At 33.5% G+C, this 12,437-nt stretch carries 13 protein-coding genes; 6 read left to right on the top strand and 7 right to left on the bottom strand.

The genetic code is table 11. From position 1 onward, the window contains the following. Positions 1-720 precede the first annotated feature (720 nt). The 4 genes from mer to ACKI44_RS09255 all read left to right on the top strand — a co-directional run bounded on the left by mer (position 721) and on the right by ACKI44_RS09255 (position 4,696). On the top strand, positions 721-1,683 hold the full coding sequence (mer, locus tag ACKI44_RS09270) for a 5,10-methylenetetrahydromethanopterin reductase (RefSeq protein ID WP_303736573.1): 963 nt from the start codon (positions 721-723) through the stop codon (positions 1,681-1,683). A gap of 111 nt (positions 1,684-1,794) precedes the next feature. Beyond that, the gene (locus ACKI44_RS09265; protein ID WP_407423711.1) at positions 1,795-2,877 is read left to right on the top strand and encodes an archaeosine biosynthesis radical SAM protein RaSEA; all 1,083 of its coding nucleotides are present in this window, start codon (positions 1,795-1,797) and stop codon (positions 2,875-2,877) included. A 43-nt stretch (positions 2,878-2,920) separates the two neighbouring features. Next, complete coding sequence (locus ACKI44_RS09260) at positions 2,921-3,400, top strand: DUF308 domain-containing protein (protein WP_407423709.1); 480 nt, start codon at positions 2,921-2,923, stop codon at positions 3,398-3,400. A 15-nt stretch (positions 3,401-3,415) separates the two neighbouring features. Further along, complete coding sequence (locus ACKI44_RS09255; protein WP_407423707.1) at positions 3,416-4,696, top strand: adenylyltransferase/cytidyltransferase family protein; 1,281 nt, start codon at positions 3,416-3,418, stop codon at positions 4,694-4,696. On the opposite strand, the gene ACKI44_RS09250 is transcribed toward ACKI44_RS09255, so the two are convergent. Genes ACKI44_RS09250 through ACKI44_RS09225 form a run of 6 tightly spaced genes read right to left on the bottom strand, consistent with a single transcriptional unit; the run spans position 4,683 to position 9,440 of the window. Further along, complete coding sequence (locus tag ACKI44_RS09250; RefSeq protein ID WP_407423705.1) at positions 4,683-5,420, bottom strand: NAD(P)-binding domain-containing protein; 738 nt, start codon at positions 5,418-5,420, stop codon at positions 4,683-4,685. The genes ACKI44_RS09255 and ACKI44_RS09250 overlap by 14 nt on opposite strands. 7 nt (positions 5,421-5,427) lie before the next feature. Beyond that, complete coding sequence (locus ACKI44_RS09245) at positions 5,428-6,288, bottom strand: damage-control phosphatase ARMT1 family protein (protein WP_407423703.1); 861 nt, start codon at positions 6,286-6,288, stop codon at positions 5,428-5,430. A gap of 2 nt (positions 6,289-6,290) precedes the next feature. Beyond that, the gene (locus tag ACKI44_RS09240; RefSeq protein WP_407423701.1) at positions 6,291-6,494 is read right to left on the bottom strand and encodes a MoaD/ThiS family protein; all 204 of its coding nucleotides are present in this window, start codon (positions 6,492-6,494) and stop codon (positions 6,291-6,293) included. After that, entirely contained in the window at positions 6,495-7,415 is a 921-nt protein-coding gene (locus ACKI44_RS09235) for a TIGR00269 family protein (protein ID WP_407423699.1), read from the bottom strand. An 8-nt stretch (positions 7,416-7,423) separates the two neighbouring features. Further along, on the bottom strand, positions 7,424-8,581 hold the full coding sequence (locus ACKI44_RS09230) for a vWA domain-containing protein (protein WP_407423697.1): 1,158 nt from the start codon (positions 8,579-8,581) through the stop codon (positions 7,424-7,426). Between the two features lies 1 nt (position 8,582). Then, positions 8,583-9,440, bottom strand: a complete 858-nt coding sequence (locus ACKI44_RS09225) for an AAA family ATPase (RefSeq protein WP_407423695.1) — start codon at positions 9,438-9,440, stop codon at positions 8,583-8,585. Between the two features lie 305 nt (positions 9,441-9,745). On the opposite strand from ACKI44_RS09225, the gene ACKI44_RS09220 reads away from it, so the two are divergent. Then, positions 9,746-10,126: a hypothetical protein gene (locus ACKI44_RS09220; RefSeq protein WP_407423693.1), complete on the top strand. Its 381-nt coding sequence runs from the start codon at positions 9,746-9,748 to the stop codon at positions 10,124-10,126. Between the two features lie 12 nt (positions 10,127-10,138). Here ACKI44_RS09220 and ACKI44_RS09215 read toward each other — a convergent pair whose 3' ends face one another. Next, on the bottom strand, positions 10,139-11,740 hold the full coding sequence (locus tag ACKI44_RS09215) for a dihydropteroate synthase-like protein (protein WP_407423691.1): 1,602 nt from the start codon (positions 11,738-11,740) through the stop codon (positions 10,139-10,141). Positions 11,741-12,006: 266 nt separating this feature from the next. Here ACKI44_RS09215 and ACKI44_RS09210 point away from each other — a divergent pair. Continuing rightward, positions 12,007-12,437: pyruvate ferredoxin oxidoreductase subunit gamma (locus ACKI44_RS09210; RefSeq protein ID WP_407423689.1), on the top strand; the 431-nt coding region annotated here is incomplete at its 3' end.

The raw sequence follows: 12,437 nt of genomic DNA, 5'->3' as shown, positions 1-12,437 counted from the left end.
TCTTTCGACTTGCATGGCTTAATCGAATCCCAATAGCAGTAGCATCTGCCAGGATCAAACAGAATTGAACACATAACAGACATAATAAAATAATATTATGAAGTACGCTAAAAAAATATAGACGAGTAAATACACTAAAATTTGTGTCATAAAAATTTCTATAACCAAATTTCACCACATCTACAAAACCAACATCATACCCGAAAATCTCAGGTACTCACGAAAGCATATTCAATGAATTAATAAATGAAATTAATCAATAAATATGATAAATTATAGCTACATGCGGAAAAGCAACCATCATGGTCATAATTGTTCAAATACAATAAGACTTAGGTCATCGCCATAAACATATAGCACATCTAATAGAGAGAGTCATTAAACTAACAAAGTCAATTAAAATATATTGCAAATAATATTTTAATCTAAAAATAATTTATATTAAATATATTTATAAAAAACAAATAAATATTAAATGTTAATTAAATAAAATCAAAGTTTATAATAAATTTCAATGCAAAAATTTTCAAACTGTTTCATAAAATATTAACAAAAATAAAAGTATTAAAAAAAAATAAATTAGTAATACAAATTTAAAATCATATAATATTATATAAAGAAATTACCCAAAAAAATTTTTAGGTATTTAAAACTTTCTAATTAAATTAAATAAAAATTACTTTATATATTGCATACCAAAAATATCATCGGTGATAAAATATGAAATTCGGTATAGAATTCGTACCTCAAATACCTTTAAAAGAACTTGTAAGATTAGTAAAAATAGCAGAAGACGTCGGTTTTGAATACGCATGGATCACTGACCACTACAACAACAAAAACGTATACGAAACCTTAGCATTAATTGCAGCTGAAACTGAAACCATTAAAATGGGTCCTGGTGTAACCAACCCATACGTAAGAAGCCCAGCAATTTCCGCTTCCGCTATCGCAACTATTGACGAAATTTCAGAAGGTAGAGCAACCTTCGGTATTGGTCCTGGTGACAAAGCAACTTTCGATGCTTTAGGAATTGAATGGACTAAACCTGTATCCACTATCAAAGCAGCAATCGCTGACATCAACACCTTATTAGCAGGTGAAAAAACTGAAGCTGGAGCAGCTTTAGGTGGAGTTAAAAAAGTTCAAGATGCAATCCCTATTTACATGGGTGCACAAGGTCCTAAAATGTTAGAAACCGCTGGAGAAATCGCAGACGGTGTATTAATTAACGCTTCCAACCCTAAAGATTACGAAGCAGCTATGCCTATGATCAAAAAAGGTCTCGAAGCAGCTGGTGGAGACAAAGCATTCGATGTTGGTGCATACACTGCAACTTCAATCGGACCTGACTCTGAAGCAGCTAAAAACGCAGCTAAAATTGTTGTTGCATTTATTGCAGCAGGTTCCCCACCTCCAGTAATCGAAAGACACGGATTACCTGAAGGATTCAACGAACAAATGGGAGCATTCTTAGCTAAAGGTGACTTCGGTGGAGCTATCGGTGCTGTAACTCCTGAAGCATTAGACGCATTCTCAGTATGTGGTACTCCTGATGAATTCATCCCTAAAATTGAAGGCTTAGCTGAAATGGGTGTAACTCAATACGTAGCAGGTTCCCCTGTTGGTAAAGACGTAGAAGAATCCATTAAATTATTAGGAGAAGTTATTGCAAGTTTCTAAACTTGCTTTCCTTTCTTTTTTTTATTTTTTTAAATCACGTATACACAACTTAATAACATACTATTTTTCAACAATAATTTTTTATTATACCACACCCCATAATATATTATAATGGAAATCGAAAATTTATGTAAAGAAATTAGAAGTAGGGCTTTTGAGAAAAAAGAGCCTAAAACACCAGAACAAGTTGGTGCAAGTTGGTATAATGATGATTTGACTTATGATGGGGTTTCAAAAACATTATTTATTATATTGCCTACTCCTGGATGTGCATGGGCACTTGGAGACAGCGGAGGTTGTACAATGTGTAGCTATGTTTCAGACTGTACTTTGGAACCTATCAACAGTGAAACCATTCTTAACATTTTTAATGATCACCTGTCACGCTTCGATATTGAAAGCGAAGATAAAATAGCTGTAAAACTCTTTGCTTCAGGAAGCTTTTTAAATCCTTACGAACTTCCAGTTGATGCCCGTGATGAAATTTTAACCACATTATCAAATATGGATAACGTTTCAGAAATTATTGTGGAATCAAGACCGGAATATGTAAAAGAAGAATATCTGGATGATATCTTCAGCATCATTGGAGACAGATTGTTTGAAGTGAGTATCGGTCTTGAAACATCCAATGATTATACCCGATTAAACAAAATCAATAAAGGTTTCAGCTTAAAAGACTTTGAAGATGCAGTTAAACTAATGCAAAAGCTAAGTGATGAAAAAGGATATAATCTTAAATCAAAAGCATATATCTTTGTCAAACCAATACTCGTTTCAGAATCCGAAGCAATAGCTGAAGCGATTGAAACCGCCAAACACTGCGAGTCAATTGGCGTTAATAGGTTGTCCATCTGTCCTGCCACAATTCATTCCGGAACTGTTATTGAAAGATTTTGGAGAAAAGGCGCTTATCAGCCCCCATGGATTTGGAGCTGTATTGAAATCATCAATACCATAAGACGTGAAGTAGATATTCCGGCCCTTCTTGACACATCAGGATTCGGTTCAAGGCGTGGCCCATACAACTGTAAAAAATGCAATAAAGATTTAAAGCATATGATTATTGACTGCAATTTAACTCAAAGCATTATTGAATATGATTGTGAATGTAAAAATGAGTGGTTGGCTGAAGTTGAAAATGCAGACATGAACCAGTCAAAAACCAAAATCAAACATATCCCATTATATTAATATAATACTACATTTAATAATTATTAATTGGAGGATTTTTTAGATGAAAAATAAGATTGTTAGTTTACTGGCCATTATTTTTGGAATAATGATTATTTCATTTCCCATACTTGGAGTAATATCTACAAGTGCAATTATAGGATTGTCCGTTCTATTCATAGCAATTTATGCATTGATTATGGGAATTTCAATAATTGACTATAATACCTACGGTTCCATTACTGATCTTGCTTTGGGAGTTATACTTCTTATAATCAGTATTGGTTTAATATTTAATCCTGCTTTATTCGGATTTTTAGCTGAAATCACATTATATCTGGCAGGAATCATATTGATTATTGCAGGAGTTGTTTCATTGATTAACAACCGCAGTTCCAAATACGGATTTTATATTGGAATAGCGGGAATAATATTAGGTGTATGTTACATTATTATAGGAACATATATTGCAAACCCGATTATTTTAGGTTCATTAATCGGAATTTGGTTAGTAATAAGTGGAATAATGAGATTATTAAATTAATCTCACTTTTTTTTGGTGTTTATCTTGATATGTATAAGTGCAGATTTTGACCCGGTTCACAAAGGGCATGAAAAATTAATTAAAGAAGCCCGTAAAATTGCAGATGCTGAATCCAAAAAGTTAGTTGTATATTTAAATAAGGGTTTCAGTGCAAATCATGCTCCATTTTTTACCAGTTTTGAGGCCAGAAGTGAAATGGCACTTGCTTTAGGTGCTGATGAAATCAGGTCTTTTGAAGGGCTTCATCACAGGTTAGTCCTATCATACAGCGTTCCAATCAGACTACAGCAGATGATTGATGATGGTGCAAGTGATTACATTACCTCTGCAAGCATTTCATTGTCTGAAATTTCAAAAAAGGCCCAAAAGTTTATTGATGAAGGCAATTTCGTTGGAATGCCGAAAAACTATAGCAACAGAAATGAAATCAGATGGTATGCATTGAACGAATTTTTAGGTTCCAAATTGAAATTCCACATAGTAAAGGAACTTGACAAGGACAAATACTCCGGCCGTCTAATAAGACAGTCCATTATTGATAATGATTATACTATTACAAAAGACATTAAAAAACTGCTTCCAAAATCAACGGTAGAAATTCTTGAGCGGGAAATAGATAAAAACAACATTAATCTTGACCGCAACTGGACAGACATCTATAAAAGAATGAATACCTATTCACGAGGAAATCTTTCAAAAATAGCTTATCTTAACGGCGAGACAATTAACCAGATCATTAAAAAAAGAGTATATTCCAATCCGGAATCTGTCTGGGCAGCATTCAGACGATCAAATTACGGTCCGGTCATGACCCGGCTTGCAATAAGTTCAATTGAAATGGACGTTACCAAGCAAGAAGTAATGGATTTGATGAAAAGCTATGAATCGAAGGGAGTCATTCCTGAAATGCAGAAAGTCTCTAAAGTGATTGAACGAGCATGGTATGTTGCATGCAAAACAACAGAAGGCATGAGTGCGCGTGAAGCTAATGATGAGTTCCGGAAAGGAAATGTTGGTAGTTTAGATGCGCCGCTGGAACTTAATGCAGGCTTGAACCTTACCCGCTTTGAAACAAAAATTATGAAAGAAGATTTGAATGCTGATTTATACGTCGATAAAAACAATAAAATATCAGTTCAGCTTAAAAGTGAAGGTAAAAAGATTAAAACCAATTTGAGATTGCCTGCAAGGGAAGTTACCTATTTAAGATATATTATGGATTCTCATTTCATTCCTGTAACCGCCAAAAGTGTGAAAGACAAAAAAGGATTTAAAATCAACGTTAAAATTGCTTGAGTTTCTCAAGAGCGGTTTTTATCATTTTTAAATCATCATCATTAAAATAATTCAATATTTCTTCAAGCTCTTCAGCTTTTCTTTTTGATGAATTTAAAGTATTGCTTATTCTGGAAAGAGATTTATCCTTAAATTCATCCCCTTCCGTTAAAGATAAAGTATCAAAAAACTCATCTTCCAGATTTAGTTTTTGAGCCAAGGAATAGCTTTCTATTAATAAAACAGATAATGCCTTGGTGTATGTGCTTCTAAGCAGTTTCAGTTTTGATGCATCACCAACATTATCTGAAATAATTTTAACATTTAAAAAATCATTTAAAAAAAGTAATTTATCGGTATTTTTTCCGGATAAAAACAATGTCAGGTTATCGGAGTCGATTTTACCGATTACTGCCCCATCAACAAAGTTTTCACACACATCATTAATCTGGCTTTTAGTATCCGGAGATACATTATTTAAATCCAGATATAATCCTTGATAGTCTCTTGCATATCTTCTTGATACATCCAATGCCTGTGAGGGAGTTACGGCAGAAATGACAATGTCTGATTTTTCAACAGCTTCTCGAAAAGAATCAAATACTTCAATATTGCTTTCATTTATTAAATCAACTGTTTTTTGTGAACGTCCTTCGGTTGATGTTAGAAAGTTAATGTCCGGGGAGTCTATTAACTTGAAAAGATTATAAGAAACTTTCCCAAATCCGATTAAAGCAATGTTCATATTATCACTAATATTTAAAAAGAAGCATGTCCTGTAAATTAACGCCAATGTCTTTTGCTATTGTATTGCATTTTGCACAGAGTAAAAAGAAAACATCCTTATCGGATAAGTCAATTTCAGTGAGCCCTTCATAATTACCCATTCCCTTGGATATTACAAATTCATGAGCATTGAAAATTTCTCTAAATTCATCTGAAATTTCACTGTCAACGTAACCTACAGTTCCGGCACCGATTTCAACAATTTCGCCGAATTCATTTAAACCTGTGTTTAATGCATCTTCCATACATGCATCATTTAAAATCGGCTGTGATTTAACTGCAATGGTAATATCCAAAGCATATTCTTTAATTTTAGATAACAACAGCTTATCAAATACGATTTCACCAGTATTGTCCACTAAATATAATACTTTATCATGCTTTTTAAGTGCATTTTCAAAGGATTCGATATCTTTAACTGCCAAATCTTTATTTAATGAGTCTTTAATTAATTTTTCAATGTCTTCACTCAATTCAAATGCTCCAAAGTCCAGAATATTTCCGACAATAGCTATTTTGACACGGTTTTCCAGAGTATCATTTTCATTTAAAATTTCCTGAGCCAATGGCAAATATTTTAATGCAATTTCATTACCAAGTTTCTTTTCATTAATATATGGATCATAACAGTTGGTTTTATCCTTAATTAGCTTATGAAGATATGAGCCTGTTTTATTTGAATTAGTTCCTTTTTTAAATGTTTTTGCTAAAAATTTGAAAATTTCTGCATTAATCTCTATTTTTAACTCATCATCATCTGTTGCCAAATCCATAGCTTCCCTGGCCTGTCTTAAAAAACATGCCCCGCATTCATAACTGATTTTCAAAATTAACCCCCATATATTATTTGTATCAACTGAATTTCATCACCGTCATTTATTAAAGTGTCCTCTATGACCAGTTCCCCATTCTGTTTTGAAACAACTGTCTGGCTGGATAGACCCAATTCATTGATTAGCTCTTTGATTGTATAATTCTGTTTGGTAATTTCTCTAACTTCTGTAACATCAGTATATTTTAAAGTGAATGACATTTAATCTCCCCTTAATTCTTCTATAAATGAACATGCTTTACATAACTTATTGGCAGCAGGTTCACCGCACTTTTCACATCTTCCATGAGCATAGTTCTTTTTAAAGTCGTCTTTAAGAGCGTTTTTAATTTTATCATAACCTCTTAAAGTTGAATATTTTATGGTCGGATGTGATTCGCTCAGTTTATTGATAACGTCTGAAACCTCTCCCCGGAATGACTGCTGCGCATATGGACAGCTTGCAAAGTGAACTTCCAACTCTTTTGCAACAACATACAAACCGATTTCACGCTCAGGTATTTCTCTTAAAGGTTTAATCTTTACCGTGAATTCTTCGGCCTTTGATTCGGTTTTAGCGCCAAGTTTAGTTAAATTATCAGTATTTCCTTCAAGATAATTCATCATGATTGCCTGAACCTCATCATCAAGGTTATGGCCAGTGGCAATTTTAGTGGCACCCATTTCACGTGCGGCCTTATTAATTATTGTTCTTCTAAAAACACCGCAGTATGAACATGATCCCTTGTGATTAGGTTTCTGCATTATTTCATCCAATGTGATGCCATATGTGTCTTTAAGTGAAACCACCTTATGTTCTATGCCCAAACGCTCTGCATGGCGAACAGCAATGTCAACACCGTCCTGGCGATAATTGTCAATTCCCTCATCAACGGTGACTGCACAGATATCGATGATGTTTAACTCACGAAAAGAATTTAAAATTTCAAGTGTCGTTACACTATCCTTTCCCCCTGAAAGTGCAACTAAAACTTTATCCCCCTTATCCAATAATTTTTCTTTCCTAATGGTTTTTATAACTTTTTTTTCAATTGATTCTATAAAACAATCCTTGCATAAATATTGTCCGGACTGTTCTTTTTTAATAATAACATTAGGATTACCGCATTTAGTACATTTCATACTTCCACCTACATTTGCTCCACAAATTGAGCCAACTGATTAAGTGTATTAACTTCAAATACATGGGCTCCAGCATCCTCATACAAGGAAACGCAACTGTCAACTATATCCCATTTATTTCTATCTTCGGGATTTAGGATAACAACTTTTTTAGAGTCTCTGACCATCTCTTCAACCAAATGGACACTTGCGGGAACTCCATGCTGTTTCGGTCCTGCCCAGTCCCTGCAATCAGTCAGCATAATTACATAAGATTTATTGCTTAAATTTGCCTTTTCCTGGAATTGCTTGAAAGCAGAATACATGTCTGAGGTTCCATGAACCATCATGTTTTTTACTCTCATGTCTTTAACTTTTACAAATGAATCTATCAGGTATTCTTCTTTTAAAGCATCGGTCGTTTCTATTACCTTATTGTCAAATTCGAATGTCCTTGAGTGTTTGAATGCTGTCTGTGCTGAAAACATTAACATGAAAAACCAGCTGCTGATCCATTCACAGGACCCGCTGATATCATTCAGGAAGAGATGCTCATTTTTATGTGGCCTTGGCTTGGCCTTGATAAGTTCAATCGGCACACCACCATATTTTAGATTGGCCCTGATTGTTCTTCGCATATCAATTTTATTTGAAGAAGTTCTTATTTTACGTCTTGAACGTTTATTGGCAATTCTTCTACCTAATCTTTGACAGATTTCAAGCATTCTCGGGTCAAAACGATTGAGTTTAGTTAAATCCTTGTTCATCAGCTCGCCATCACGTTCCAGCTCTTTGACTTCATCCAATAATGGCTGACCGGATAACATTTTTAACTTTTCATTGTTGATTTTTTCCTGTCTGACCTTTTTAAAAGCATCGTTCTGTTTTTTAATTTTATACTTATTTGATCTAGGACCTTTTCCAGTGTATGCCTTACTTCTGTCAAGCATTTCCTCAGCTTCGGATTTTTCCTTTTCCTTTTTGAAAATTCCTTCAAAAATCTTATTGAATTTAGGAATATCATATTTGTCCTTTACATAAATAGCTCTAAGGGCTGTTCTAAGCAAATCCCTGTCCGTTTCTCCAAGGGCCAAATATACTTCACTGGCCGAATAGGTACTCCTGATACTTACCGGCAGACCCTCTTCTCTTAACTGATTAGACAATTGAGCTATTTTTTTAATCATGTTAATATTTCCTGTCGAAAACGTCTTTAATGACACGTTTTTTATCACTTTCAGTTTTAATAGCCACACCAATACTATCCTTCATTGCCTGATTAGTATTTCTATTTCCCAAACTGGTAACTGATTTGACCCAGTCCACAGTTCCTCTTACTGAAGGTTTTTTAAGTAAGTTGAGGTTTCTAATCTCGTGAACAATTTTAACAACGGTTGAAACAGTCTCGTCATCTGCTTCCGGAAGCTTGGATTTGACAATTTCAATTTCCCTTTCAATACTAGGATAAGGAATGTATAAGAAAAGACACCTGTCTTTTGTTTCATCCAGAAGTGACCTTTGAGAATTGGACGTTAAAATAACAATCAAATCATTTTGTAACTGAAATGTGCCTAAATCATTAATGGTAATTTCCTGTTCACCTAAAGCCTGGAGCAGGAAACTTTCAACTTCCTCATCCGCCTTATCGATTTCGTCAATAAGTAAAACAGAATCTTTTTCATTTAAAAAAGCATTTAAAAGTGATCTTCTAATGAAATATTCCTCTTCAAAAATAGTATCTTCTTTAGTTTCAGCACTTTTAGCTGCTTCCAAATGCAATAATTGCTTTTGATAATTCCATTCACCAACAATCTGTTCAAAGGTTATTCCTTCATAACACTGTATCCTGAAGAAATCCCTGTCAAAAGTTTTAGCAACAACTTTTGCAAGTTCCGTTTTACCAACACCCGGAGGACCTTCAATTAACATTGGTTTAGCCAATAAAAAAGATAAAAACAGAGTCGTTGATATTTCCTTATTAGAAACATATTGTTGTGATAAAAGAGCTTTATCGATATCTTTAATACTTAGTTCTTCACTTTGCAAAGTTAAACACCAATTAATTTTTACTTAATTAATTTATATTCCAAATCTAATTTAAAGTTTATCATAAATATTGTATCAAATTAAATTTCTAAATGAAAAACTCATAAACTTAAATATAATATTATATTTAAACTGTAAAATACAAAAAAATAAAGTATTTTATTAAATAATGCCAAAAGAATCAAATTTAGAATTATTAACACAAATCATGCGAAAAATTAACAGTTTTAACTAGACATTTTTAAGAAAAAGATTATATATGGTAATGAATAAAATATATTACTAATATAAATAGGAGGGTGAAAATGAAGTTTGATAATATGGTTATTTTAGCCGTTATAGTTGCAATAATTATATTAACTATGGGCGCATTTGTTTACACAAGTAGCACAGACATCACAACCAATAACATAACTGATGTTAATGATACCCATAAGACAGACAATAGTACAGACTTACTTTCAGTACTGACTGGAAATTCCACTAGTTCCAGTTCAAGCAGTAGTAGTTCAAGTTCATCTTCAAGTAGTTCCTCATCCAGTGGAGGATCCTACAGTGGTGGAGGATCATCATCTGGAGGCGGTGGTTCATCATCTGGTGGTGGAGGATCATCCGGAGGCGGAGGATCAAGTGATTCAGGCGGATCAAGTACTCCATCACACGACTATGATATTGTTGAAGATTGACTTTAAAAAAAATTAATTTTTAAATAAATCAGGATTTTTAAATAATTCAAAATCCTGCACATATTCTTTACCCGTTATCATTGCGATTTCAGCTTTTTGGAGTTCACTTCCAAGGTAAGCCGCATGTTCCATACGGGTAACAAGTTCTTTTTTTATTATTTCTTCATAGATTTCTTTTGCAGTTTTACCTACAATCACTAAATCAGCCTTGTTTTTCTTAAAATGAGTGGCGACAATTTTACTATCACTTACTGTAGTTCCATAATCCACGTTGATTCTGAAACTGCCCGCCTTATCTCGAATAAATTTTAAAGGTGGAGAAAGTTTTGCCTGAGGAATACCGTCCAGTTCATTTTCAATAATGTCATTTCTTTTATGCTTGTCCTTAAATGCAACCATATTAATTCCCAAATCCTTAGGTATGGATTTCCTATGCTTTGCAAGAAACATCATTTTGGATGCTGTTGAAAGCTCATAGACACTTCCCCTTGTTTTTCCACTTTCTTCAGGAGTGAATAGTATGCTTACGCCAAGTTCCATCCCAATTCCCGCTAAAAGTACATTTACTCCTCCGGAATCCACATCCATCAGTTCAGTTACATTTCCAACGCCGAAAAACATCGGCGCCTTGTTAATTTCATGGAAATCCCTGCATGCAATAATTGACTCAACAATACTTGCACTGTTAACGGGATCAAGTATCAAATCAGAAACATATTTTAAACCGTCAGTATCTTCAATTAACTGATTCATGAATTCAACACGTTCTTCAGGAGTTTTTGGGGTGATGCCTGCACTGAAATTAGTCGGAAGTAACACTGCAGGAATTCCTTTTTCCTTTAATATTGGGGCTACCTTAGACTGATTACCCAAATCAACACTCAATACAAAATCAATGCCGTTTTCAGCGGCAACTATAATTTCATCCGCATTCAATGTATCTATACTTAACGGGCGGTCACCTACAATCGGCCTTAATGTATTAATCAGCTCAGGGATCTTATCTGTGAAATCCTCACCGGCAGCCATACCTATATCAATCATGTCAGCTCCGCAATCAACGAAATATTGGCATTTGTTGATTAATGCTTCTTTTGATAAAAATGGTGCGTTTGCTATTTCTGCAAGAACCCTCATTGGGAAATCCTCACCGACAGGCAATTTGCCAATCATGATATTGTTCGGTTTTTCAAGAAGTTTTTTGATATTTTCAGAATCATTTTCAAAGTCATCGATGATTTTAAATGCTTCTTTTCTTTTTTCTTCCTCAATCAGTTTGTCTGCAGGCTTATCCTCGGACAGTTCAATATTGTCAAGCAAATTCAAAACCATTGCCAGATCCGCACCATCGGTAGAACCTTTGAATGTTGGAATTCCAAGTTCCTTTGTAATTTCCCTGGTGCCTTTTTTTATTAAGCCCGGAACTAAAATCAAATCAATTTCATCCAATTGATCTTTAAAATAAGTTTTAACTTCGTTTATAATCATTCTTGGAGTTAAAAAAGCTGCAACTTGCGTATCTGCAATGTGGACAATCACATCCTGAGATGAATCCGCAACAACACTTTTAATTAAGGGATACGCCAAATTTCCAGTAATAATTAAAACTTTCATATTAACTCCTCAAAAATATATTATAATTATTATATTATATTAAATCTTTGAAAATGCAAATACTGATTAAACAAATTAAAAAATGTAAAATATTTTAAATATTTCTTTATTTACCTAAAAAACTAATTTTAAAAAATTTACTTAAAATAAAAGCATTATCTGTTAAAATTTAAACAAAAATATTGTAAATTTAAAATATAACATAAGATTTATATATTTTGTAATTTATAATGATTATACATGATAAATATATGGAGGAAAAATTAATGATTGAAATTCGTTTCCATGGAAGAGGTGGACAAGGTTCCGTAACTGCTGCTGAAATTTTGGCTAAAGCAGCATTTAAAGACGGTAAATATTCACAAGCTTTTCCATTCTTTGGAGTAGAACGTAGAGGGGCTCCAGTTATGGCTTTCACAAGAATTGATGATAAGCCAATTGATTTAAGATATCAAGTCTATAATCCAGACTATGTATTAGTTTTAGATGATGGGTTATTGAATGTGGTAGATGTATTTTCAGGAATTAAAGACAATACCGAAGTTATTATTAATACTGAAACCTTTGAAGGTAGTGGAGCACACAAAGTCCACAGTATTGACGCAACCGGAATTGCATTAGATATGTTAGGACGTAACATTGTAAATACTATTATTTTAGGATTTTTTGCTAAAAAAACCCAAGCAGTAAGTATTGA

Origin of the sequence: Methanobrevibacter sp. (assembly GCF_045646205.1) — an archaeon.
Classification (GTDB): domain Archaea; phylum Methanobacteriota; class Methanobacteria; order Methanobacteriales; family Methanobacteriaceae; genus Methanocatella.
This window is presented reverse-complemented; position numbering and strand designations above follow the sequence as displayed.

Bases quoted from the DNA above. Each gene is read 5' to 3' on its own strand.
- mer (WP_303736573.1), top strand. From the start codon at position 721: ATGAAATTCGGTATAGAATTCGTACCTCAAATACCTTTAAAAGAACTT.
- ACKI44_RS09265 (WP_407423711.1), top strand. From the start codon at position 1,795: ATGGAAATCGAAAATTTATGTAAAGAAATTAGAAGTAGGGCTTTTGAG.
- ACKI44_RS09260 (WP_407423709.1), top strand. From the start codon at position 2,921: ATGAAAAATAAGATTGTTAGTTTACTGGCCATTATTTTTGGAATAATG.
- ACKI44_RS09250 (WP_407423705.1), bottom strand. From the start codon at position 5,420: ATGAACATTGCTTTAATCGGATTTGGGAAAGTTTCTTATAATCTTTTC.
- ACKI44_RS09240 (WP_407423701.1), bottom strand. From the start codon at position 6,494: ATGTCATTCACTTTAAAATATACTGATGTTACAGAAGTTAGAGAAATT.
- ACKI44_RS09235 (WP_407423699.1), bottom strand. From the start codon at position 7,415: ATGAAATGTACTAAATGCGGTAATCCTAATGTTATTATTAAAAAAGAA.
- ACKI44_RS09230 (WP_407423697.1), bottom strand. From the start codon at position 8,581: ATGATTAAAAAAATAGCTCAATTGTCTAATCAGTTAAGAGAAGAGGGT.
- ACKI44_RS09220 (WP_407423693.1), top strand. From the start codon at position 9,746: ATGAAGTTTGATAATATGGTTATTTTAGCCGTTATAGTTGCAATAATT.
- ACKI44_RS09215 (WP_407423691.1), bottom strand. From the start codon at position 11,740: ATGAAAGTTTTAATTATTACTGGAAATTTGGCGTATCCCTTAATTAAA.